23 protein-coding genes are annotated in these 22339 nt (G+C 65.9%); 18 read left to right on the forward strand and 5 right to left on the reverse strand.

Annotation, left to right across the window (positions count from 1 at the left end):
• Window positions 1-540, reverse strand: coding sequence for a hypothetical protein (locus tag EBMC1_RS07170; protein WP_003042814.1), 540 nt, complete (start codon window positions 538-540; stop codon window positions 1-3).
• Window positions 541-679: 139 nt separating this feature from the next.
• Between EBMC1_RS07170 and EBMC1_RS07175 the strand changes: the two genes are divergently transcribed.
• From EBMC1_RS07175 to EBMC1_RS07215, 9 genes are all read left to right on the forward strand, one after another.
• Window positions 680-2347 (forward strand): long-chain-fatty-acid--CoA ligase, encoded by a 1668-nt coding sequence (locus EBMC1_RS07175; protein ID WP_003042817.1) that lies wholly within the window; start codon window positions 680-682, stop codon window positions 2345-2347.
• Window positions 2348-2413: 66 nt separating this feature from the next.
• Entirely contained in the window at window positions 2414-2704 is a 291-nt protein-coding gene (locus tag EBMC1_RS07180; protein ID WP_003042819.1) for a GIY-YIG nuclease family protein, read from the forward strand.
• A gap of 133 nt (window positions 2705-2837) precedes the next feature.
• Window positions 2838-3269 carry a MerC domain-containing protein gene (locus EBMC1_RS07185; RefSeq protein WP_003042822.1) on the forward strand — a complete coding sequence of 144 codons (432 nt, stop codon included), beginning with the start codon at window positions 2838-2840 and terminating at the stop codon, window positions 3267-3269.
• A 52-nt stretch (window positions 3270-3321) separates the two neighbouring features.
• Window positions 3322-3786, forward strand: coding sequence for a Fur family transcriptional regulator (locus tag EBMC1_RS07190; protein WP_003042824.1), 465 nt, complete (start codon window positions 3322-3324; stop codon window positions 3784-3786).
• A 1-nt stretch (window position 3787) separates the two neighbouring features.
• Window positions 3788-4609, forward strand: coding sequence for a hypothetical protein (locus EBMC1_RS07195; protein WP_003042826.1), 822 nt, complete (start codon window positions 3788-3790; stop codon window positions 4607-4609).
• Window positions 4610-4677: 68 nt separating this feature from the next.
• Complete coding sequence (locus EBMC1_RS07200) at window positions 4678-6201, forward strand: fumarate hydratase (protein ID WP_003042829.1); 1524 nt, start codon at window positions 4678-4680, stop codon at window positions 6199-6201.
• Window position 6202: 1 nt separating this feature from the next.
• Window positions 6203-6694: a hypothetical protein gene (locus EBMC1_RS07205; protein WP_003042831.1), complete on the forward strand. Its 492-nt coding sequence runs from the start codon at window positions 6203-6205 to the stop codon at window positions 6692-6694.
• Window positions 6695-6775: 81 nt separating this feature from the next.
• The gene (locus tag EBMC1_RS07210) at window positions 6776-8311 is read left to right on the forward strand and encodes a M20/M25/M40 family metallo-hydrolase (RefSeq protein WP_003042833.1); all 1536 of its coding nucleotides are present in this window, start codon (window positions 6776-6778) and stop codon (window positions 8309-8311) included.
• Window positions 8308-8766 (forward strand): VOC family protein, encoded by a 459-nt coding sequence (locus EBMC1_RS07215; RefSeq protein ID WP_003042837.1) that lies wholly within the window; start codon window positions 8308-8310, stop codon window positions 8764-8766. Before EBMC1_RS07210 ends, EBMC1_RS07215 begins: the two co-directional genes overlap by 4 nt.
• Here EBMC1_RS07215 and EBMC1_RS07220 read toward each other — a convergent pair.
• Window positions 8763-9920, reverse strand: a complete 1158-nt coding sequence (locus EBMC1_RS07220; RefSeq protein ID WP_003042840.1) for a DUF481 domain-containing protein — start codon at window positions 9918-9920, stop codon at window positions 8763-8765. The genes EBMC1_RS07215 and EBMC1_RS07220 overlap by 4 nt on opposite strands.
• A gap of 131 nt (window positions 9921-10051) precedes the next feature.
• Between EBMC1_RS07220 and EBMC1_RS07225 the strand changes: the two genes are divergently transcribed.
• From EBMC1_RS07225 to EBMC1_RS07240, 4 genes are all read left to right on the forward strand, one after another.
• Window positions 10052-10333 (forward strand): hypothetical protein, encoded by a 282-nt coding sequence (locus EBMC1_RS07225; RefSeq protein ID WP_003042843.1) that lies wholly within the window; start codon window positions 10052-10054, stop codon window positions 10331-10333.
• A gap of 90 nt (window positions 10334-10423) precedes the next feature.
• Window positions 10424-11008 carry a DUF1285 domain-containing protein gene (locus EBMC1_RS07230; RefSeq protein WP_003042845.1) on the forward strand — a complete coding sequence of 195 codons (585 nt, stop codon included), beginning with the start codon at window positions 10424-10426 and terminating at the stop codon, window positions 11006-11008.
• On the forward strand, window positions 11008-11598 hold the full coding sequence (locus tag EBMC1_RS07235; RefSeq protein ID WP_003042847.1) for a CoA pyrophosphatase: 591 nt from the start codon (window positions 11008-11010) through the stop codon (window positions 11596-11598). The genes EBMC1_RS07230 and EBMC1_RS07235 overlap by 1 nt, the downstream gene beginning before the upstream one ends.
• A gap of 13 nt (window positions 11599-11611) precedes the next feature.
• On the forward strand, window positions 11612-12805 hold the full coding sequence (locus EBMC1_RS07240; RefSeq protein ID WP_003042849.1) for a CCA tRNA nucleotidyltransferase: 1194 nt from the start codon (window positions 11612-11614) through the stop codon (window positions 12803-12805).
• Here the strand turns inward: EBMC1_RS07240 and EBMC1_RS07245 are convergent.
• From EBMC1_RS07245 to EBMC1_RS07255, 3 genes are all read right to left on the reverse strand, one after another.
• Complete coding sequence (locus tag EBMC1_RS07245) at window positions 12778-14418, reverse strand: putative bifunctional diguanylate cyclase/phosphodiesterase (RefSeq protein WP_003042851.1); 1641 nt, start codon at window positions 14416-14418, stop codon at window positions 12778-12780. The genes EBMC1_RS07240 and EBMC1_RS07245 overlap by 28 nt on opposite strands.
• A 124-nt stretch (window positions 14419-14542) precedes the next feature.
• On the reverse strand, window positions 14543-16837 hold the full coding sequence (parC, locus tag EBMC1_RS07250) for a DNA topoisomerase IV subunit A (RefSeq protein ID WP_003042853.1): 2295 nt from the start codon (window positions 16835-16837) through the stop codon (window positions 14543-14545).
• 58 nt (window positions 16838-16895) lie between these two features.
• Window positions 16896-18308 (reverse strand): M20/M25/M40 family metallo-hydrolase, encoded by a 1413-nt coding sequence (locus EBMC1_RS07255; protein WP_003042857.1) that lies wholly within the window; start codon window positions 18306-18308, stop codon window positions 16896-16898.
• A 127-nt stretch (window positions 18309-18435) separates the two neighbouring features.
• Here EBMC1_RS07255 and EBMC1_RS07260 point away from each other — a divergent pair, with 127 nt between their 5' ends.
• The 5 genes from EBMC1_RS07260 (at window position 18436) to EBMC1_RS17790 (ending at window position 22323) form a co-directional block, all read left to right on the forward strand.
• A complete protein-coding gene (locus EBMC1_RS07260) occupies window positions 18436-19095 on the forward strand; it encodes a lysophospholipid acyltransferase family protein (protein ID WP_003042859.1) in 660 nt (219 codons plus the stop codon).
• Window positions 19092-19910 (forward strand): DUF1295 domain-containing protein, encoded by an 819-nt coding sequence (locus EBMC1_RS07265; protein ID WP_003042862.1) that lies wholly within the window; start codon window positions 19092-19094, stop codon window positions 19908-19910. Before EBMC1_RS07260 ends, EBMC1_RS07265 begins: the two co-directional genes overlap by 4 nt.
• Entirely contained in the window at window positions 19886-20290 is a 405-nt protein-coding gene (locus tag EBMC1_RS07270; RefSeq protein ID WP_003042865.1) for a hypothetical protein, read from the forward strand. Before EBMC1_RS07265 ends, EBMC1_RS07270 begins: the two co-directional genes overlap by 25 nt.
• 96 nt (window positions 20291-20386) lie before the next feature.
• Window positions 20387-21436, forward strand: a complete 1050-nt coding sequence (gene obgE / locus EBMC1_RS07275; RefSeq protein ID WP_003042868.1) for a GTPase ObgE — start codon at window positions 20387-20389, stop codon at window positions 21434-21436.
• Between the two features lie 71 nt (window positions 21437-21507).
• Window positions 21508-22323: a MipA/OmpV family protein gene (locus tag EBMC1_RS17790; protein ID WP_003042870.1), complete on the forward strand. Its 816-nt coding sequence runs from the start codon at window positions 21508-21510 to the stop codon at window positions 22321-22323.
• Window positions 22324-22339 lie beyond the last annotated feature (16 nt).

Consider the following 22339-nt stretch of genomic DNA (forward strand, 5'->3'; position numbering starts at 1 on the left):
TCAGCGGTCGCGCTTCATGCGGATCGACCGCCCACCCTCTACGCTGGCGAAATAGCTGCCCATCGTCGCGGTCTTGATATGGATCTTCTGGCCGGGCTTAGGTTGCCGCGGCAATACCGTCGTATCGATCTGCGACCAGACGGCGCCGTCTTCCATCGTCATCACATATTTCCCAGACTGGTTCATGCTCACCGATTTGATGACCGTATCGATCTCGCGCACCTCATCCTCGTCGCCGCCGAAAATGCCGCCGAGCTTGGGAAAGCTGAACCCGAACAGGCCACGGCGCGTCTTCTTGGCCGTTTCGCGGTCGGTAAAGACAATTTCGCGGGCCTCGTCCGCACTGGCAAGCGACCCAACCTCGCGGTCGAAACAGGCAAGACGCTGCGCCGGATCGGCGATGTCGCGGCATGCATAGAGCTGTTCGATCTGCGCCGGGCGGGGCGGGGCCTTGTCTTTGTCCTTTGCAGACGCGGGGGTCACAAACAGACAGCCCATGACGGCAACGGCCGCGACGATCCGAGATGAAAGCTGCAACATGACGATCCCCTGCAAAGACGATGGCCCTGCCTAGCCGCCGAGGCGCCAGCCCGCAAGCGCGCTGCCGATTGCGATATCGGCTTACTGACCCTAGTGTAAGGAAATCCCGCCTCATTTTGCGAAAGGACGCCATCCCCCGATGGGCACGCTCTACGACTGGTCGACCGAATATCGCCACCCCGCCGCCTGGGACCAGTCGTTCGCGCCGCTCTCGCTGCCCGCCATGCTCGCCGACAGCGTCGCGCGGCGCGGCGAGGCGCCGATGCTCGACTTCATGGGGCGCCGTTTCAGCTATGCCGAAGTCGCGGACGGGGTCGCCCGCGTCGCGCGCGGCCTGCAGCAGCGCGGCATCGGCAAAGGCAGCCGGGTCGGCCTGTTCCTGCCCAATGTCCCGCATTATGTCGCCGCCTATTATGGCGCGCTTGCCGCGGGTGCGACGGTCGTCAATTTCTCGCCGCTCTACACGGTCGCCGAACTCGAGGCGCAGGTGGAGGATTCGGGAACCGACACGCTGTTCACGATCAGCGCCTCGGCACTGTTGCCGACGGCGCTCGCGGTGCTCGAGGGGTCGAGCCTGAAGCGGCTGGTCGTCGGCTCGATCGCCGGCGGGCTGCCCGCGGCCAAGTCGATCCTCTACCGCCTGTTCCGCCGCAAGGAGACGGCGGCGGTGCCCGACGATCCGCGCATCATCCGTTTTTCGGCGCTGACCGACAATGATGCGCGCCCCGATCCGGTCGCCATCGACCCGGAAGGCGATGTCGCGCTGATCCAGTATACCGGCGGCACGACGGGCACGCCGAAGGGCGCGATGCTGACGCACCAGAATCTGACCGCCAACGCGCGGCAGGTCAATGCGATCGACCCCGACCGCGACGCCGACGACCGCATCCTCGGCGTGCTGCCCTTCTTCCACGTCTTCGCCAATACCTGCGTCCTCAACCGGACGGTGCTGAACGGCGGCATGATCGCAATGCTCCCGCGCTTCGACGCGAAACAGGCGCTGCAGACGATCACCCGAACGAAGGCGACGGCGCTGCCCGGCGTGCCGACCATGTATCAGGCGCTGCTCGACCATCCCGACCTTGCCAAGACCGATTTCTCCAGCTTGCGCGTCTGCATCTCGGGCGGCGCGCCGATGCCCGCCGAACTGCGCGAGAAGTTCGTTGCAGCGACCGGCGCGTCGCTCGTCGAAGGCTATGGCCTCACCGAAAGCGCCGGGGTCGTCGCGACCAACCCCTATGAGGGTCCGGTCAAGGCGGGAACGATCGGCCAGCCGATCCCCGCGACCCATATCCGCCTGCTCGACAAGGAAGATCCGGCCAAGGACGCGCCCGTGGGCGAGCCCGGCGAGCTGGCGGTCAAAGGGCCGCAGATCATGCGCGGCTACTGGAACCGCCCCGATGCCGACCAGGACAGCTTCACCGCCGACGGCTGGCTGCGCACCGGCGACGTCGCGACGATCGACGCCGACGGCTATATCCGCATCGTCGACCGGCTGAAGGACATGATCGCGGTTGGCGGCTTCAAGGTCTATCCGAGCGAGATCGAGCACAAACTCTACCAGCACCCGGCGGTCAAGGAAGCGATCGTCCTCGGCGTCCCCGATCCCTATCGCGGCGAACACCCCAAGGCCTTCGTCACGCTGGAAGAGGGCTACGACGTCTCGGGCGACGCGCTCGCCGCCTGGCTCAACCCGCAACTCGGCAAGCATGAACGCGTGGGCGCCGTCGAGGTGCGCGATCATCTGCCCAAGACGATGATCGGCAAACTGGACCGCAAAGCCTTGCGCGCCGAAGCGGGGGGATGACACTCCTACCTATTCCCCCTCGTATCCTTCATCGTCACCCCCGCGAAGGCGGGGGTCCAGCTTAAGATGACGGGCGGTCACGTCTACATCATGGCCAACCGTTATCGCGGCACCATCTATATCGGCGTCACCGCGCACCTCCCTGCCCGCATTTTTCAGCACCGCACGGGTAACGGCTCCGATTTCTGCAAACGCTATGGCCTGAACCGCCTCGTCTATGCGGAGCCGCATAACGACATTCGCGACGCCATCGCCCGCGAAAAGGCAATGAAGAAATGGAACCGTGCGTGGAAATTCCGGCTGATCGAAGAGCAGAATCCCGATTGGATCGACTTGTTCGACGCTCTTAACGACTGAAGATAGCTGGACCCCCGCCTTCGCGGGGGTGACGGGAGAGGCGCTCACGCGAAGAAATGTCATAATGTGACATTGTAACCTTTGTCATGATATGCCATATCAAGGCCTGCAATTGCTTTCCTTGGAGAATCGGGTGACGCACGTCGCCAGCCATGCCCCTGTTCTGACGCGCCTTAGTGCGCTGGTTCGGGCTGCGCGCGATTCGCGGCCGCTGACCGCTTTGACGGGCGATCAGCTCGCCATCGGCCTGTCGGGCCTGTGCCTCGTCCACTGTCTTGCCAGCACGATCTTCTTCGCCTCGCTCGCCTCGGTCGGCGGCGCGTTGTTGCATCCTGCCTTTCACGAGATCGGGCTGGTCGTTGCGATCGGCTTTGCGCTGGTTACGCTCGTCGCCGGGGTGCTCAGCCACGGCTATATGATGCCTTTCGCGGTCGGCAGCTTCGGGCTGGGCATGATGGCGGGCGCGCTGTCGCGGCCGCATGACGGCAGCGAAGTGCTCGCGACGATGATCGGGGTAGCGGTTGTCGCGCTCGGGCACGATCTCAATCGCCGCGCGGCGCACTGATACGCATTGCCCGCAGCTTGCGGGCGCCCTCCAAAGCGCCTACATTATCCCTATGGGCAAGCACGAACATGCGCATATCGAGGCCAGCGGCGCCTCGCTCGCCAATGCGGCGCAGGACGCGCTCGAAAAGGCCGGCGAAGCGTGGACCGACATGCGCGCGCAGATTTTCGATGCGGTCGCTGAAATTGGCAAGCCAGCGAGCGCCTATGAAATCGCCGACATCGTCTCGCAAAAACGCGGCAAGCGCGTCGCGCCCAACAGCGTCTACCGTATCCTCGACCTGTTCGTTGCCAACAATCTCGTCCGCCGGGTCGAAAGCGCCAATGCCTTTGTCGCCAACAGCCATCCGGGCTGCCTGCACGACTGCATCTTCCTGATCTGCGACAGCTGCGGCAACGCCGTCCATGTCGATAATGACAAGCTGTCCGACGGCGTGCGCGCCGCCGCCGCCGCGACCGGATTTGCTGCCGAGCGCCCGGTGATCGAAGTGCGCGGCAAATGCGCCGAGTGCCAATAGGTTGAATGCGGGCGCGCTGCCAGCGGTACGCTGGTGGCTCGCGGCGCTTTTCCTCGGTTTCGGCACCATAACGGTCGGCCTTTGTCTGAGCCAAACCTTCCCGCAAGACAGCTTCGCCGCCGAGCCGGGCTACGGCGCACCGGTGCTTGCCTTCGAGTTCGCGGGTGGGCAGGACGATCTTCTCGCGATCTTCGGACCCGATAGCGACCCGCGGCAGGTCGGGCGCCTCGCCGCAATGCGAACCGGCAACGAGCGCGACTATCTCTACATGCTGCTTTACGCCGGATTCCTGGCCAGCGGCCTGATCGCGCTGGGACGCGAGACGGGGCTACGCCTGTTCGCCGTCGCCGCCGCGCTGCCGATCCTGGCCGCGCTTTGCGACGGGTATGAAAACTGGCTGCTGTTCGACATCCAGGCCGCCTTCACTGCAGGCGATTATTCGCCCGCGATGGCAAGCCTGCCCTATCCGGTCGCCGCCAAATTCGTATTGCTGGCGCTGACCAATGTCGCGATCGGGCTTGCGCTCGCACAGCTCGGCGGGCGCTGGTGGACTTTGGCGGGAACGCTCGTCATCGTCGCCTGCGTCCCTACGCTGATGGCGATCGCCCTGCCCGCCCATTATGGCTGGACGCTGCTCGCAGCCGCGGGTGGCGGCTGGATCGTGCTGCTCGGGACCACGGCCATCGCCTGCTGGCGCGGCATGATGCGGGGCCGTCCGCTCGTCGTCGCACTCACCGCGCCACCCCTTCGCCCCGTCGTCCGCCCGTCCGCGCGCCACCCGGCGAGCCCGCCCGCGACCGGTTTCGGGCGCCGCAGGCGCTGACCCCTTTCCGTTGCCGCGATGCGGGTCTAGGAAAACCGCGACTCACGAAACCGGGCAAAGGGCTGCACATGAACACCGTCATCATCCGCGAAGACGACCTCATCGAAACCGTCGCCGACGCGCTCCAGTACATCAGCTATTTTCACCCGATGGACTATATCCGCGCCTTGGGCGCCGCCTATGAGCGCGAGGTGTCGCCCGCTGCGAAGGACGCGATGGCGCAGATCCTGTCGAACAGTCGCATGTGCGCCGAGGGACACCGTCCGATCTGCCAGGACACGGGCATCGTCACGGTGTTCATCAAATGGGGCATGGACTGCCGCCTCGACAGCCCGCGCAGCCTGCAACAGGTCGTCGACGAAGGCGTCCGCCGCGCCTATCTCCACCCCGACAACAAGCTGCGCGCCTCGATCCTCGCCGATCCTGCGTTCAGCCGCGTCAACACAAAGGACAACACCCCGTCGGTGCTGAATGTCGAGATGGTTCCCGGCGACAAGGTGCATATCGACGTCGCGGCGAAGGGCGGCGGCAGCGAGAACAAGTCGAAGTTCAAGATGATGAACCCGTCGGATTCGATCGTCGACTGGGTGCTCGAAATGGTGCCCCAGATGGGCGCGGGCTGGTGCCCCCCCGGCATGCTCGGCATCGGCATCGGCGGCACCGCCGAAAAGGCGATGCTGCTGGCCAAGCAGTCGTTGATGGACCCGATCGACATGACCGAACTGCTCGCACGCGGGCCGAGCAATCCGACAGAGGAACTGCGCATCGAGCTTTATGAAAAGGTCAATGCGCTCGGCATCGGCGCGCAGGGGCTCGGCGGCCTCGCGACCGTGCTCGACATCAAGATCAAGGATTGGCCGACCCACGCCGCGTCGAAGCCCGTCGCGATGATCCCGAACTGCGCCGCCACCCGCCACGCGCACGTCACCCTCGACGGCAGCGGCCCCGCCTATCTCGAAAAGCCGGTGCTCGCCGACTATCCGCAGATCGACTGGGCGCCGGACAGCGCGGCGAAACGCGTCGACCTCGACACGCTGACCCCCGAAGTCGTCGCCAGCTGGAAACAGGGCGACCGCATCCTCCTCAATGGCAAGATGCTCACCGGCCGCGATGCCGCGCACAAGCGCATCGCCGACATGCTCGCCAAGGGTGAAGAGCTGCCCGTCGAGTTCAAGGGCCGCGTCATCTATTATGTCGGCCCGGTCGATCCGGTGGGCGAGGAAATCGTCGGCCCCGCCGGCCCCACCACCGCGACGCGCATGGACAAGTTCATGGACATGATGCTCGAACAGGGCCTGCTCGCCTGCGTCGGCAAGGCCGAACGCGGCCCCGCCGCAACGCAGGCGATCGCCAAGCACAAGAGCGCCTATCTGATGGCGGTCGGCGGCGCCGCCTATCTCGTCGCGCGCGCGATCAAGGGCTCGAAGGTCGTCGGCTTCGCCGACCTCGGCATGGAGGCGATCTACGAATTCGAGGTCAAGGACTTCCCCGTCACCGTCGCGGTCGATAGCGAAGGCCAGAACGTCCACGTCAACGCGCCGAAAATCTGGCAAAAGCGGATCAAGGAAGAAGGGCTGCTCGAGAAGGCGTGAGATGGCCTTCCTCCCCCTCGGATTTGCCTTCGAACTGAAGACGCCTCTTGGCATCGCCGAGAGCAAAAGCCGAATTCGGGAATGCAAGCAGCCTTGGTATGACCCACACGATGGCCCGCGTGGCTTTGTCCTTGGCCGTTTCATTTGTTTGTGGAACAGCATGGTTGATCGCCAAGGCCCCATGCTCGTCGGTTGGATTCATGACGATGGGACGGGTTGCCGCATCGCTGGCCGGTCGGGTTCCGACATCAATGGCATGTTCTATCTGTGTCTGGTGGGAGCGCTGTTTCCGGTGATCGCGGTGGGATTGTACCGTGAAGACAAAATGGGCCTCTCCGGCGCTATCATCCTAGCCCTAAGTGCCGCCGCACTGATTTTACTGCTGTGGAGCGCAAGCAGGGAACGACGCGCTGGATTGGTGTTGGCAGATTTTCTTGAACTAACGCTCGGCAGCAATGCGCGGCATGAGTTCCGCCGTTCCCCAAGCCCGTAACGGTAAGCCACCGACACAGCCTTGCGTTTCACGGCCGATGCGGCACATTGCTTCCCATACGGGGCAGCTAGGGGATGCAGAATGGATTTCGGTAACGTCGACAAGCTGAACCGCCGCGCATTGCTGCGCGGCACCGCGATGCTGGGCGCAGGTGCGATGATGATGCGGCCGCTGCCGACGCTGGCTGCAAGCGGCCCGATGGCGGCGATCCGCAAGGCGGCCGAGGCGGGCAAGGAGGCGTCGGTCAAGCGGCTGCGCGACTGGATCGCCCTGCCCTCTATCGCGGCGGAAAATCGCAACATGGCCGAAGGCGCCGCCTATATGGCCGAACTTGCGAGGGACGCGGGGTTTTCGAATGTCGAGATCGTTCCTACCGACGGCCAGCCCGGGGTGTTCGGCACCATCGATGTCGGGGCGCCGCGCACGCTCGGCATCTATTTCATGTACGATGTGAAGCAGTTCGACCCCGCCGAATGGTCGTCGCCGCCGCTCGAAGGCAAGATGGTCGACAAGCCGGGCTTTGGCCTGTCGATCGTCGGGCGCGGCGCGGTGAACCAGAAGGGGCCCGAGGCGACCTTCCTAGCGGCGCTTCACGCGATTCGCGCTGCGAAGGCGAAATTGCCCGTCAACATCGTCCTGATCTGCGAGGGCGAGGAGGAGATCGGCTCGCCGCATTTCCGCCAGGTCGCGACCAAACCGAATGTGCTCGCCGCGCTCAAGAAATGCGACGGCATTTTCATCCCCTTCGCCTCGCAGGACAAGACCGGCGCGGTCGATGTCAATCTGGGGTCGAAGGGTATCATCGAACTTGAACTGATCGCCAGCGGTGAAAAATGGGGCCGCGGCCCCAAGGGCGACGTTCATTCCAGCCTGAAGGCGATGCTCGATTCGCCAGCGTGGCGGTTGGTGCAGGCGCTCCAGACGCTGGTCACGCCCGACGGCAATACGCCGGCGATCGAGGGCTGGTTCGAAAATGTCCGCCCGCTTACCGAGCGCGAAAAGATGCTGATCCGAGAAGCCGCAAAGGGCGCCGACGAGGCGGCCGAAAAGCAGGCGCTCGGCGTCAACGTCTGGATCGACAACCTCAAATATGACGATGCGCTGATCCGCCTCGCGCAGGAACCGACGGTCAATATCGAAGGGTTGGTCGCGGGCTACACCGGTCCCGGCGGCAAGACGATCCTGCCCGGCCGCGCGGTCGCGAAGCTCGACCTCCGCCTCGTCCCCAACCAGACGCGCGCCGAGGCCGAAAAGAAGCTGCGCGCCCACCTCGACAAGCATGGCTTCTCCGACGTCGAGATGAATGTGTCGGGCGGCTATGATCCGACCGAAGTCGCCGAGGACAGCCGCCTCGTCCGTACCGAGCTTGCCACCTACAAGGCGCTGGGCGTCAAGGCGAACATCAACGCGCGTCTGGCGGGAAGCTGGCCGGGCGCGACCTTCACCGCGCCGCCCGTGTCGATCCCCGCCGCCCATTTCGGCATCGGTCACGGGTCGGGCGCGCACGCGCCGAACGAATATTATCTGATCGATTCGACCAATCCCAAGGTCGCGGGCATGGTCGATGCGACGATGGGCTTCGCCGAATTTCTCTACACCCTCGCGGCGATCAAGTGACCGGCGATCTCAACGGGGTCGCCCATGTGATCCTGACCGCCGGCGATTTCGCGCGGTCGACGGCTTTCTGGCGCGACCTCATCGCCTATCTCGAGCTCAAGGTGGTGCTCGACAGCGACGCGATGCTGTACGGCGTCGGCGGCCGCACCGCGATCGGCATACGGACCGGCAGCCCGGAAAATGCCGGGAAACGCTTCGATCAGGGCGCGCCGGGGCTGCATCATGCCTGTTTCCGGATGCGCGATCGGGACGCGGTCGACCGCCTTTATGCCTTTTTGAAGGATCGCAACGACATCGTCTTCGTCCACGGCCCGCAGGAGGAGCCCTGGGCGCCGGGCTATTATTCGATCCTCTTTGAAGACCCCGACGGTATCCGCATCGAATTCAACCACGTCCCCGGCGTCGGCCTGCTCGAAGCGGGCCGCGAGATCGGCGGTGCCGAAATCTTCGATTAAAAGCCGTAGACCAGCGTGAAGCGGGTCAGCGTATCGACGGTCTTGACCCCCGCCGGCGGATGGGTGTCGATGTCGGCCGAATAGGAGACCCGCGCCGACAGCGCACCCGAAAGCTTGGCATTGAGCGCGGTCAGCGAACTGGTCGTGGTCGTGCGATCGCCGACGATCGTCGAGGCGACCTGCGTCAGCCGCAGGTTCGGCGACATCTGCCACCCGAAATCGAGCCCCGCGAGCCCGGTGAGCTCGCTCTCATGCCCGCCCGCAACCAGTTCGGTCTGCCGCCACGCCGGCCCGGCCTTCAGGTTGAGCGTCATCGTCTTGCCGTCGATCAGCTTGTAGCCAAGCCCGCCCGACGCGCTCCAACGCGCATCGAACCCCTGCATCCGGTCGCGCTCCCACCGGCCCAGGCCAAAGGCAAAGGCACGGTTGCCCATGCGGATTTGCGGTTCATATTCGGCAAGATATTTCTCGATCGTCGTCTTGCCATTGGTGCGCTGATAATCGGCCTGAACGCGGAAGCGCTGATCCCAGTCCAGCCCCTTGCGCGCCAGCGCGATGCCGGCGCTGAGCCCGGTCGATTTCGAATTGCCCGAGCTGTGCGAGGCACCGATCTGCCCCTCGCCCTTCCAATGCTGCCAGAATTTCGCGCTCGCCAGCCGCGCCCGCGCCGCATCGGCCGCCGCCTGCTTCTCGGCCGCGCGCTTGGCGCGATAATCGACCAGCAGCGCATCGATGTCGGCGACCTGTGCGGGGCTGGTCTTTTTGGCAAGCGCCCCCACCGCTTCTACATCGCCGTCCTTCTTGCTCGCCATGGCGGCGGCCAGCATCTGGAGGACCGGATCACGCTCGGGCTCCCGCTTGGTTCGCGCGCGCCAGGCGGAGAGGATCGCGTCGATTTCATCGAGCGATCGCGGATTGGTCGCCTTGGCGAGCGCCACCACGGTTTCCACATCCTTGCGCTCGCCGCTGTCGATCGCGGCGCCAATCATCGCGCGCACCGGATCGGGCAAGGGCAAGGGCCGCACCTCCATCGCCGCCATGACCGCCGGCACGGTCGCGGCGGGCAGCGCCGGACCGGCAACGGCGGCATGCGCCGGCGGCGCGCCGACAGCGGTCAGGAGAATGGCAACCGGCAGCGGCGCGAACTGTCTCATCGAACGGGATCCTTCTTGTGGGGATGCCCCGGGTAATTGTCCCCGGGACCGGTTTTCCGATCGGGCGTAGAGCCGTGCCGCCGCTCTTAACCGCAAAGCCGCTGGCATTTCCACCCATTAGGCCCCATTTGATGCGCATGTGGATCGCGATCATCGCCATTTTCTGCGCCGGGGTGGGCAATTTCGCAATGCACCGCGCCTTCATGGAAAGCGACGATCCGCTGGTGCAGCAGATGGTCCGGCCGCTCGCCGACAAGGTGGGTCCACACATCACTTATGTGTTCGAATTCCTGCTCCTTGTCGGGGCCATGGCGATCGCGACGCGCAACTGGTTCACCGCGATGCTGCTTTATGGCCTCTACACCATCTTCAACGCGATGGCGTTCAGCTGGGTGATGAATCGCCCGCGGTAAGCGGTTCGGGAATGCCATTATCGCGGCAGCGCAGCACCCCGCACGCGACTGCTCCCTTTACTTGCCCACCCACCTTCCTATGTCGGTTTGATGGTCAGCCCCGCGCCCTCGCTTCCCAAATCCTTCGCGCAGCTTTCGCCGGCCGAGGCCGCCGAATTGCTCGCGGCGCGCAAACTGCCGCCGGTCGAAAGCTGGCATCCGGCGCGCACGGGCGACAGCGCGATGGAAATCCGCGCCGACGGCAGCTGGTATCATGAAGGCGGCCGGATCAACCGCCCGGCGATGGTGAAGCTGTTTTCGACGATCCTGCGCCGCGAACCCGATGGCGGCCATGTCTTGGTCACCCCGGCCGAAAAACTGGCGATTGCGGTCGAGGATACCGCCTTCCGCGCCGTCGAGATGAAAAGCGAGGGCGACGGCGCGGCGCGCACGCTGCTGTTTCGTCTCGACACCGACGATCTGGTCATGGCGGGCGCCGATCATCCGCTGTCCTTCGGGCGCGATCCCGACCGCCCCGACCCGCGGCTCCATGTGCGCGGCGCGATCGGCAACGGGCTGGAGGCGCGCATCGACCGCGCGCTCTATTACGAGATTGTCGAGATGGCGCTGGCCGAAGGCGGCGATCCGCCCGCCATCTGGTCGAACGGCGCCTGCTTTCCGCTGGTGGACCGCTGATGCTCTCGGCAAAGCTGCGCGATGCACTCGACAATCTGCTTCCCGATCATGGCGAAGATGAGGGCTATCTGCTCCATCGCGGCGATTCGCTGCGCGACGCGGCGGTGCTGATCGCCTTCACCGACCGGCCCGACCCCGGCGTCATCCTGACCCAGCGGCCGCAATGGCTGCGCAGCCATGCGGGACAGGTCGCCTTTCCGGGCGGCAAGATCGATCCCGGCGACGCCGATGCGGTCGATGCGGCGCTGCGCGAAGCCGAAGAGGAAATCGGCCTGCACCGCCGCGACGTGGCGGTCGCCGGGACGACCGACGCCTATCGTTCGGGCAGCGGCTATCACATCACCCCGGTCCTCGGCGTCATCCCGCCCGACCTACCGCTCGATCCCAATCCCGACGAGGTCGAGGACTGGTTCGAAGTGCCGCTCGACATCCTGTTCGATCCCGCCAATTACGAACGCCAGCAGGCGCATTGGCAAGGGCAGGTGCGCCGCTATTATGACATGCATTGGCAGGGACGGCGGATCTGGGGCGTGACGGCGGATATCATCATCAATCTGGCGCGGCGGCTGCCGCCCGGCTGGCATCGCTGAGATGGGGGTAACGATGCTGCCCGACGCCGCGTGGCGCGGCCGCGCCGGATTGCGCCGGATCGTCGCGGCGCTCGGCGCCGATGCGGTGAAGATCGTCGGCGGGGCGGTGCGCGATACGCTGCTCGGCCTGCCCGTCACCGACATCGACCTCGCAACCCCGCTGCTGCCGCAAGAGGTGACGCGGCGGCTCGAGGCGGCCGATATCAAGGTCATTCCGACCGGCATCGCGCACGGCACGGTGACCGCGATCGCGAGCGGCGATCATCACGAGATCACGACGCTGCGCCGCGATGTCGAAACCGACGGCCGCCGCGCCACGATCGCCTTTGCCGACGACTGGCGCGAGGATGCGGCGCGGCGCGACTTCACGATCAACGCGCTCTACGCCGATCCGCTGACCGGCGCGGTCGACGACTGGTTCGGCGGGCTTGCCGACCTGCAGGCGGGCTGCGTCCGCTTCATCGGCGATGCGGCGACCCGGATCGCCGAAGATTATCTGCGTATCCTGCGCTTCTACCGTTTTGCCGCGCGCTTCGGGGACGGCGACCTCGAACCCGTCAGCCACGCCGCGGTGACTGCCGCGCGCCAATCGCTCAAGAGCCTGTCGCGCGAGCGCATCGCCGACGAGCTGACCAAGATATTGTCGCTGCCCGACCCGCGCGCAATCGTCGGCCAGATGGCGGCCGACGGCATCTTCGCGGTGATCCTGCCCGAACTCGATCCGACGTTCGCCGCAGCGCTCGACCGCTTGCTCGCCAATGAAAGCGCGACCGCGGCGGCGCCCGCGGCGCTGCGCCGACTCGCCGCGCTGTTGCCCGCCGACGCCGGTATCGCGGATCAGGTCGCGAGCCGACTGCGCCTGTCGACGCGGCAGCGCAAGCATCTGTCGGCGATCAGCGCGTATCGACACGACGCGCGGCCGGTGCGCCAGCTTGCCCATGCCATCGGGATCGAGGCGGCGCGCGACGCGCGGCTGCTCGGCGGGAATGAGAGCGATGCAGCGGCGGCGGCCGCGGCGCTCGACGGCTGGACCGTGCCGCAGCTTCCGGTGCGCGGCGGCGACATCGTTGCACGCGGCATCGCGGCGGGCCCGGAGGTTGCGCGCATCCTGCAAGGCGTCGAGGCGCAATGGGTGGCGGAGGATTATCCGGACGCCGCGCGCGTCGCGGAACTGGTCGATCAGATGATCGGGCGGAGCAGCGACTGACGCCAATAGGCGATCGCCGCGCGGGCATCCATCGGCCGCGCGAACAGATAACCCTGACCGAAATCGCAGCCGAGCGCCGAGAGCAGCCGCGCCTGGTCGGCGGTTTCCACACCCTCGGCCGTGGTGCGCATGCCCAGCACTTCGGCAAGGCTCTGGATCGTGCGGACGATGGCCGCCTTGTCGCGGTCCTCGACCATATGGTCGACGAAGCTGCGATCGATCTTGAGGACGTCAAGCGGCAGGCGCTGGAGATAGGCGAGGTTCGAATAGCCGGTACCGAAATCGTCCATCGCGACCCGGGCCTCGACCGCCTTGAGTTCGCTCAGCACCGACAGCGCAAGGTCGGGATCGCCGATGATCGCGCTTTCGGTGAGTTCGATCATCAGCCGGTCGCCGCCGATGCCGTGCCGCGCCAGCGCCTCGCGGACCACCGCCGCGACATCGTCACGAACGAGCTGGATCGCCGAGACATTGACCGAGATATAGCAGTCGACCGGGGCATCATTCTCGCGGTCCCACGCGGCGAGCGTTTCGGCCGCCTTGGCGATCGCCCATTGGCCGAGCGGGACGATCAGTCCCGAATCCTCGGCAACGGGGATGAATTCGGTGGGCGACACCGCGCGGCCGGCGCTGTTGTTCCAGCGCGCCAGCGCCTCGAAGCCCGCAACCTTGCCGGTCGACAGTTCGACGAGCGGCTGGAAGTCGAGGTGCAGGCGGTCTTCCTCGATCGCGTTGCGCAATTCGGTTTCGAGCCCGAAGCGATTGTCGGCGAGCAGCGCCGCCTCGGGTTCGTAGATTTCGATGCGGTCGGTCTGCTTCGCCCGCTTGAGTGCGATCTGCGCGTGGCGGATCTGGTCGGCGACATCGGTGTCGGGCGCGGATTGAATCGCGCACCCGAGCGCGCAATCGACGCTGACCTTCAGCTCGCCGATGCGGAAGGGGTGGTCGAAGCAGCCACGGATGCGGCGCGCCATTTCGCGGACGTCGGCCTTGCCGCCCGCGATGCGCGTCGAAATCGCGAATTCGTCGCCGCCGGTGCGCGCCAATATGTCGCCGCTGCGCAGGCTCGATTTCAGGCGCCGCGCCACGGTAATGATCAGCTCGTCTCCGGCCAGCGGACCGATATGTTCGTTGATGCGGCTGAACCGCGCGAGGTCGAGCAGCAGGATGGCATGATCGCCCGCTTCCTGCTCGGTACTGCGCTGTTCGACCAGTTCCTCGAACCCGGCGCGATTGGGCAGGCCGGTCAGGCTGTCGGAAACGAGTTCGCGGCGCAGATTGCGCTCGGTCATCATTTCCTGCGTCCGGTCGATCAGGGTCAGCAGGAACAGCGAATCGTCGCCGCTTTCGTCCGATAGCGGGCCGATCGATCCGCGCAGGTCGCGCGCCGCCGGGCCTTCGCCCAGGCGGCAGGAAAATTCGTGGACGCCGCCGATATGCTGCGCGGCCTTTTCGATCGCGCGGCGCAATTCGATCGGCGCCTCGACACCCGCCGGCGACAGGTCGAGCCGGTCGAACGCGGCATTGCTGGCGTGCAGGCGAAAATTGCCGCGCGCCAGCGGCCGCACAAGCGCGGCGGGGACCGGTAAGGCGTCGATCCAGCCGACAAACAAGGATGGCCGGTCTTCACCGGTTCTATCTATTGGCATAACAAAGGGTTTGATGCGACCTTTCCCCATTGGTCGATGCCTAAGTGACCGGAGGTAAAGAAGCTATTTACGGCAACGTAAATTGCGATCAGTCGAAGCGATTGTTACGCGGGAAACCGGTTGGCGGCATCCGCCCCGACGCACTGCGCGCGACGCGCCACGGCCCGAGGTCGGTTTCGGTGCGCACGCGCCCTGTCTCGCCGCCCATCGTCCAGCTCAACCCTTCGGCAAAGACGAAGCTCGTCGCGTCGGACAGGCCGCCATCGCGATATTTCTGCAGCATCACGCCCTGACCGCGCGCCATCACCGGCACTTCGGCGATCGGGAAGACGACAAGTTTGCGGTTCTCGCCGATCACCGCGACGCTGTCATGGTTCGCCGCGATCGTGCGGACGACCGACAAGTGCGCCTTGGGCTTCAGATTGACGACATTGCGGCCCTTGCGCGTTTCGGCGATCACATCGGCCATCTGCGCGACGAAGCCGTGCCCGCTCGACGAAGCGAGCAGCAGCCGGCCGTCGGCGCTCGCCGGGATCAGCGCGACGATGCGCGCGTCGGGGTCGATGTCGACCATCAGGCGCAGCGGCTCGCCGAAGCCGCGGCCGCCGGGCAGCTTGTCGGCGCCTACGGTATAGAAGCGCCCGTCGCTCGCGGCGACGAGCAGCTTGTCGGTCGTCTGGGCATGCGCCGCAAAGGCGAGTTCGTCGCCTTCCTTGAACTTGAACTCGCCCCATTGATCCGCCGCGACATGGCCGCGCTGGGCGCGAATCCACCCGCGCTTCGACAGGATCACCGTCACCGGTTCCTTCTCGATCATCGCGTCGAGCGGAATGTCGCGCGCCGGCGCGGCTTCGGCGATCGCGGTGCGCCGCGCGCCGAGCGGCGTGTCGAGGCCATAGACGGCCTTCAGCTTTTCCAGATCCTTGCGCAGCCGCGTCTTCTGGCGATCCTTGCTCGCGACGAGCTTCGCCAGCTCCTCGCGCTCGGCGATCAGGTCGGCCTGCTCGCGCTTCAGCTCCATTTCCTCGAGCTTGCGCAAGCTGCGCAGGCGCATGTTGAGGATCGCCTCGGCCTGGCGGTCGGTCAGCTCGAATTCGGCCATCATCACCGCCTTCGGCTCGTCCTCTGTGCGGATGATCTCGATCACCCGGTCGAGGTTCAGGAAGGCGATGAGATAGCCGCCGACCAGTTCCAGCCGATCGTCGATCTTGCCGATGCGATGCTCCGCGCGGCGAACAAGGACGATGATCTGATGCTGCAACCATTCGGTGAGCAATTGGTGCAGCCCCATCACCTTGGGCGTGCGCGTCGCATCGAGGACGTTGAGGTTGAGCGCGAAGCGGCTTTCGAGCTCGGTCAGCCGGTAGAGGCTTTCCTTCAGGATGTCGGGATCGACATTGCGGCTCTTGGGCACCAGCACGATGCGGATATCCTCGGCGCTTTCGTCGCGGACATCCTCGAGGATCGGCAGCTTCTTGTCGGCGATCAGCTGCGCGATCGCTTCGATCAGCTTGCCCTTGGAAACGCCATAGGGAATCTCGCTGATGACGAGCTGCCACGTGCCGCCCGCCTGCTTCTCGATCCCCGTCTCCTCCCACGCACCGTCCTGCTTGCCGGTCGAAAAGCGCGCACGGACGCGAAAACTGCCGCGTCCGGTTTCATAGGCGTGGGCAATCGTCTCCGCGCTGTCGACGATGACGCCGCCGGTCGGGAAATCGGGGCCGCGCACATGCGTCAGCAACTCGGCAAGCTCGGCCCTGGGATTGTCGAGCAGCACCAGCGCGGCGTCGATCACCTCGGCGGCGTTGTGCGGCGGGATGTTGGTCGCCATGCCCACCGCAATACCGCTCGCGCCATTGGCAAGCAGGTTGGGGAACAGGCCGGGCATGATCTCCGGCTCTTCGTCTTCGCCATTATAGGTCGGACGGAAATCGACCGTGCCTTCGTCGAGCCCCTGCATCAGGTCGATCGCGACGCGCGTCAGCCGCGCCTCGGTATAGCGATAGGCGGCGGCGTTATCGCCGTCGATGTTGCCGAAATTGCCCTGCCCGTCGACCAGCGGATAGCGCAGCGAGAAATCCTGCGCGAGCCGGACCATCGCGTCATAGACCGCGGTGTCGCCGTGCGGGTGGAATTTACCGATGACGTCGCCGACGACGCGCGCCGACTTCTTGTAGCCCTGCGACGGATCGAGCCGCATCGCGCGCATCGCCCACAAGAGGCGGCGATGCACGGGCTTCAGCCCGTCGCGCAGGTCAGGCAGCGACCGCGCCGTGATCGTCGACAGCGCATACACCAGATAGCGCTCCGACAGCGCGCTGCCGAAGGGGGTGTCGATATTGCCGGGTTCAGGAGGCGGAAGGTCGTCGGTGGTGCTGGCCATTGTCGCGGCGCGATAGCAATCCTAGCGCGTCAACGCAAAGGGCTTGGGAGGATCGATCCTACAGCTTGTCGGCATAGGCCTTGACCAGATCGTACATGAAGTCGCGGCCGACATAGACCGCCTTCACTTCGACCCGTTCGTTGAGGCCGTGGACGCCGTTGCCGTCGGGGTCGCCCCATATGCCGGGAATGCCATAGGTCGGGATGCCCACTGCGCCGAGGAAGGTCGCATCGGTATAGCCGTTCGCCATCGACGGGATGACCTTCAGCCCCGGCCAATAGCGCGCGACGAGCCTTTCCATCGGGCCGATCACCTTGGGGTCGAGCGGCGGTGCCGGCGGCGCGGGGCGCTTTGGCGGGAGCTGCGTCACGGTGACGCCGGGGTCGCCGATCACCTTTTCCAGCTCGGCCTTGATCTCCTCGATCGGATGACCGGGGAAGATGCGGCAGTTGATATTGGCGCCCGCCCGCTGCGGCAGCGCATTGGGGGCGTGCCCGCCGTCGAGCAGGGTCGCGACGCAGGTCGTGCGGATATTGCCGTGGAGGAACCGATCCTTGTTGACGATCGCCTCTGCCGCCTTGTCGGCGGGATCGGCGGCCAGCGCGGCCATCGCCTTGCCCATTTCGTCCCCGCGCGCGGCGCCCGCTTCGCTGAAGAAGCGCCGTGTCGTGTCGGTCATTTCGACCGGAAATTCATATTCGTCGATCCGCGTCAGCGCCCGCGCGAGCTGATAGATCGCATTGTCGCGCACCGGCACCGAGCTGTGGCCGCCCGCGTTTCGGGTTTCGAGGCGGAAATTGGCGAAGGTCTTTTCGCCGACCTGCACCGACTGGCCGATCACATGGCCCTTGCCGTCGCTGTCGCCGCCACCGCCTTCGTTAAGCGCGAATTCGGCGTCGATCAGGTCGCGCTTGTTCGCCGCCAGCCATTCGGCGCCGTTGAAGGCGCCGTTGGTTTCCTCGCCGCAGGTCAGCGCCAGCTTGACGGTGCGCTTGGGCTTGTACCCTTCCTTGCGGAAGCGGATCAGCGTGTCGGTCCAGATCGCCGCCTGCGCCTTGTCGTCGAGCGTTCCGCGGCCATAGAAATAGCCGTTTTCCTCGACCATCTTGAACGGGTCGCGTTGCCAGTCGGCACGTTTCGCCTCGACGACGTCGATGTGCGCGATGAGCAGGATCGGCTTGGCGGTCTTCGATGTGCCGGGATAGACGGCGACAAGGCCGCCCTCCTTCGGATGATCGGGGTCCGCGAACAGCGTCAGTTGATCGTCGCCGAAGCCCGCCGTCTTGAGGCGCGCCGCCATGCGTTCGGCGGCGAGCGTGCAGCTCCCCGCCGACAGCGTGGTGTCGGTTTCGACCAGTTCCTTGTAAAGATCGCGAAAGGCGAGCTGGTCCGCGCGCGGCGCCGTCTGCTGCGCGGTGGCGGGCGCGGCGACGAGCAGCGCCGACGACAGCAAGGCGGACATGATCTTCATTGGTTGGCCTCCCCTGAACAGGCCGCGAAAGGAGCAGAAAGCGCCGCGCGCCGCAAGCCGCTTGCGCGCGGCGCCGCTTTCGCGCAAGTCGCGCTAGGGTCAGGACCCTAAGGATGGGGAGAGTGACGTGACGCCGATCGAAGACGATCAGCCCGGGCCGGTCGCGCGCGCGGTGCGCCGCCTGCTGCTGTTGCTGTACCGGCTGCGCGGCTGGACCGCGGTGGGCGAGGTGCCCGAACCGCGCCGCTTCATCATCATCGCCGCGCCGCACACCAGCAACTGGGATTTCGTCAACTATCTCGGACTGACCGCCGACCTAGGCGTGCGCGCCCATTTCATGGGCAAGCTGTCGCTGTTCAAATGGCCGCTCGGCGGCTTCATGCGCCAGATGGGCGGGATTGCCGTCGATCGCCGGAACAGCAGCAATGTCGTGCAGCAGATGGTGCAGGAATTTGCGCGGCGGCGCGAGTTCATGCTGACCGTCGCGCCCGAAGGGACGCGGGGCAAGGCGAAGAAATGGCGTACCGGCTTTTACCAGATTGCGCTCGCCGCGAAGGTGCCGATGGTCGTCGGCCTGATGGATTATGGCACCAAGACCGGCGGCCTGGGGCCGCTGATCTGGCCGACGGGCGATTTCCGGGCCGATATGATGAAGGTGTTCGACGTCTATAAAAGCTGTATTCCGAAAATACCCGAACGCGCCGTCCGGTCGATCGACGACATCGTCGGCTGCGACGAGGAGGTGCAGGGCGTGGAGGCACAGGGCGAGGAGGCACCGGGCCGATGACCGACATAGTGACGCTTCTGGCGATCAATTTCGCGGCACTGATAGCGGCGATCCTCATCCTCTGGGGTATCGCGGTGGTGATCCGCGACGTGTCGTTCATCGATGCCTTCTGGGCTTTTGGCATGGTGCTGCTGGCACTCGCAAGCGCGGCGCAGGTCGGTATCGAAGGCGTGCACGCGGCGGCGATCCTCGCGCTCACGGCCCTGTGGGGGCTGCGCCTGTCGATCCATCTCTTCGTGCGCTGGCGCGCGCATGGCGAAGACCCACGCTACACACGGATCATGGCGCGGACGATGGAACGCCGCGGCTGGAGCTGGGCGCAGACGGCGCTCCTCACCGTCTTTCTGACGCAGGCGCCGCTCCTGTTCCTCACCTGCCTCCCCGCGCAGATCGGCATTTGGGCCAGCGTGGCCGATCCGGTGCCGGCGCTGGGCGTCATCGGCTGGGCGGGCGTCGCCGCGGCGCTCACCGGTATCGCGTTCGAAAGCATCGGCGACGCGCAGCTCGATGCCTTTCGCAAGAATCCGGCGAACAAGGGCAAGGTGCTCGACACCGGCCTGTGGCGGTATACGCGGCACCCCAATTATTTCGGCGATGCGCTGACCTGGTGGGGCATCTGGCTGATCGCTGCCGACATCGGGCTGTGGGCCGCCGTCGCGAGCGTCATCGGTCCCATCTTCCTGACCTTCACCCTGACGCGCTGGTCGGGCAAGGCGCTGCTGGAAAAGGGACTGCACAAGACGCGTCCCGGCTATGCCGACTATGTCCAGCGCACCTCGGGCTTTTTCCCATGGCCGCCAAAGACCAGGGGCTAGGCGGCGAAGCGGCCGCCGCCGATGCCGGCGCGCTGGGCGATGCTCCGCGCATTCGCGCGATCCTGACCGCCGCGGCGCGCGACGGACGCAGCGTCAGCTATTCCGAAATACTCGGCGACCTGGGTTTCCGCTTCACGCGGCCCAAGATGCGCGCGCTATGCAAGACGCTGGGCGAGGTCGACCGGCTGTGCGCACTCGATGGCGAACCCGATCTCGCCGTGCTTGTGGTGCGTGAGAGCGACCGGCTGCCCGGTCAAGGCTGGTGGGTCGGCGGCACTGCGCTGTTGCTCGGCTACGACGGCCCGTGGGAAGGCGCCGCCGCGACGCGTTTCATCCGCGAACAGCAACAGATCGCGTTCGATTATTGGGCGTCGCGATAGGCCGGAAAATATCGCGGCGCGCGGCAAAGGCAGCGGCATGTTGAGCGACGCCATCGCGACCTAGCCAAATGCGCCCCTTCGCCCTAAAGAGCGCCGATGCATTTCCTCGATCAGGCAAAGATTTTCGTGAAGTCCGGCGACGGCGGCCCCGGCGCCGTTTCGTTTCGCCGTGAGAAATATGTCGAATATGGCGGCCCCGACGGCGGCAACGGCGGCAAGGGCGGCGACATCGTGTTCGAGGCGGTGAGCGGACTCAACACGCTGATCGACTTTCGCTATACCCAGCACTTCAAGGCCCGCCGCGGCACCCCCGGGGCCGGCCGCGATCGCACCGGCGCGGGCGGCGACGATCTGGTCATCCAGGTGCCGATCGGCACGCAGATCCTGGCCGATGACGAAGATCGCAGCCTGCTCGCCGATCTGACCAAGGAGGGCGAGCGCATCGTCTTTCTGCGCGGCGGCGACGGCGGGCGCGGCAATGCGAGCTACAAAAGCTCGACCAATCGCGCACCGCGTCAGCACGGCCCCGGCTGGCCGGGCGAGGAAATGTGGGTGTGGCTGCGCTTGAAGCTGCTCGCCGATGCGGGTCTGGTCGGGCTGCCCAATGCCGGCAAGTCGACCTTCATCAACGCCGTCTCCAACGCACAGGCCAAGGTCGGCGCCTATGCCTTTACGACGACACGGCCGCAACTCGGCGTCGTCAGCCACAAGGGGCGCGAATTCGTCATCGCCGATATTCCCGGCCTGATCGAAGGTGCGGCCGATGGCGCGGGGATCGGCGACCGTTTTCTGGGGCATATCGAACGCTGCCGCGTGCTGCTGCATCTGGTCGATGCCAATGATGCCGATGTCGCGACCAGCTATCACATCGTGCGCGACGAACTCGACGCCTATGGCGCGGGGTTGACCGACAAGCCGGTCGTCGTCGCGCTCAACAAGGTCGATACGCTCGACGAGGAATTGATCGCCGCGCTCAAGGCCGAGCTTGAAGAAGCAAGCGGCTATCCGGTCATGGCGCTGTCGGGCGCCAGCGGCGAAGGCGTGGGCGCGGTGCTCGACAAATTGCTCGAAGCCATCGGCCCGGTTGCGCCCGCGGCCGACCATCGCGACGACGCCGACGACGAAGGCGCTTGGTCGCCGCTTTGACGGCGCGGCGGCCGGCGCGGAACGAAACGCGCCCGCGGGGCATTTGATCGCGGAACAACAAGGAGTTCGTCATGCCTCCCCACGCGTCCCGCGCCCTGCGCGCGCCTCTCTCGCTCTGCCTGGCCGCGGCCACGGCGCTCACCGCCGTCCCGGCCGCCGCGCAGGACGAAGGCGAAACGACCGGCAAGCGCACCCGCGTCTTCGCCGGGCCGCAATTCTGGCCCGAAACCCCCGGATCCAAAAAGCTCGTCGTCGGCCCCTTCGTCGACCTCTCGCGCGCCAAGCCCGGCGAGGATTTCGCCTTCGAGGCCCCCGACCAGAGCTTTGGCTTCGACCTTGTCGACGACAAGAAATTCGACTTCGGCCCGACCGCCAGCATAATCCGCAAGCGCAAGCCCGAAGCCGTCGGCGGCAACCTGCCCAAGGTCGGACTGACGGTCGAAGCGGGCGCCTTCGCCCAAGCCTGGCTGACCCCGGCGCTGCGCGTGCGGGTCGAAGCACGCAAGGGCCTCGGCGGCCATGGCGGCTGGGTCGGCGATGTCGGCGCCGATTATGTCGCGCGCCAGGGCGACGACTGGCTGTTTTCGATCGGGCCGCGCGTCTCGCTCGGCGACAGCAAATATAGCCGCGCCTATTTCGGCGTCGCTCCCGCCGATGTCGCCGCCTCGGGCCTGCCCGCCTATGATCCCAAGGGCGGCGTGCAATCGGTCGGTGTCACCGCGGGCTATATGCGCCAGTTGACGCGCAATTGGGGCGTCGCGGCCTTTGCCCGCTACGACCGCCTCGTCGGCGATGCCGCCGACTCACCCGTCACCCACGCCTTCGGGTCGCGCAACCAGCCGGCATTCGGGATCGCGCTGAGCTACACCTTCGGCGGCAAGCGCTAGTCTAATTTCATTGGCG

Source organism: Sphingopyxis sp. MC1 (assembly GCF_000371385.1).
Taxonomy (GTDB): Bacteria; Pseudomonadota; Alphaproteobacteria; order Sphingomonadales; family Sphingomonadaceae; genus Sphingopyxis; species Sphingopyxis terrae.

Coding starts and splice junctions, on each gene's coding strand:
- EBMC1_RS07170 (WP_003042814.1), bottom strand. CDS start 540: ATGTTGCAGCTTTCATCTCGGATCGTCGCGGCCGTTGCCGTCATGGGC.
- EBMC1_RS07175 (WP_003042817.1), top strand. CDS start 680: ATGGGCACGCTCTACGACTGGTCGACCGAATATCGCCACCCCGCCGCC.
- EBMC1_RS07180 (WP_003042819.1), top strand. CDS start 2,414: ATGACGGGCGGTCACGTCTACATCATGGCCAACCGTTATCGCGGCACC.
- EBMC1_RS07190 (WP_003042824.1), top strand. CDS start 3,322: ATGGGCAAGCACGAACATGCGCATATCGAGGCCAGCGGCGCCTCGCTC.
- EBMC1_RS07200 (WP_003042829.1), top strand. CDS start 4,678: ATGAACACCGTCATCATCCGCGAAGACGACCTCATCGAAACCGTCGCC.
- EBMC1_RS07205 (WP_003042831.1), top strand. CDS start 6,203: ATGGCCTTCCTCCCCCTCGGATTTGCCTTCGAACTGAAGACGCCTCTT.
- EBMC1_RS07210 (WP_003042833.1), top strand. CDS start 6,776: ATGGATTTCGGTAACGTCGACAAGCTGAACCGCCGCGCATTGCTGCGC.
- EBMC1_RS07220 (WP_003042840.1), bottom strand. CDS start 9,920: ATGAGACAGTTCGCGCCGCTGCCGGTTGCCATTCTCCTGACCGCTGTC.
- EBMC1_RS07225 (WP_003042843.1), top strand. CDS start 10,052: ATGCGCATGTGGATCGCGATCATCGCCATTTTCTGCGCCGGGGTGGGC.
- EBMC1_RS07230 (WP_003042845.1), top strand. CDS start 10,424: ATGGTCAGCCCCGCGCCCTCGCTTCCCAAATCCTTCGCGCAGCTTTCG.
- EBMC1_RS07235 (WP_003042847.1), top strand. CDS start 11,008: ATGCTCTCGGCAAAGCTGCGCGATGCACTCGACAATCTGCTTCCCGAT.
- EBMC1_RS07240 (WP_003042849.1), top strand. CDS start 11,612: ATGCTGCCCGACGCCGCGTGGCGCGGCCGCGCCGGATTGCGCCGGATC.
- parC (WP_003042853.1), bottom strand. CDS start 16,837: ATGGCCAGCACCACCGACGACCTTCCGCCTCCTGAACCCGGCAATATC.
- EBMC1_RS07255 (WP_003042857.1), bottom strand. CDS start 18,308: ATGAAGATCATGTCCGCCTTGCTGTCGTCGGCGCTGCTCGTCGCCGCG.
- EBMC1_RS07265 (WP_003042862.1), top strand. CDS start 19,092: ATGACCGACATAGTGACGCTTCTGGCGATCAATTTCGCGGCACTGATA.
- EBMC1_RS07270 (WP_003042865.1), top strand. CDS start 19,886: ATGGCCGCCAAAGACCAGGGGCTAGGCGGCGAAGCGGCCGCCGCCGAT.
- obgE (WP_003042868.1), top strand. CDS start 20,387: ATGCATTTCCTCGATCAGGCAAAGATTTTCGTGAAGTCCGGCGACGGC.
- EBMC1_RS17790 (WP_003042870.1), top strand. CDS start 21,508: ATGCCTCCCCACGCGTCCCGCGCCCTGCGCGCGCCTCTCTCGCTCTGC.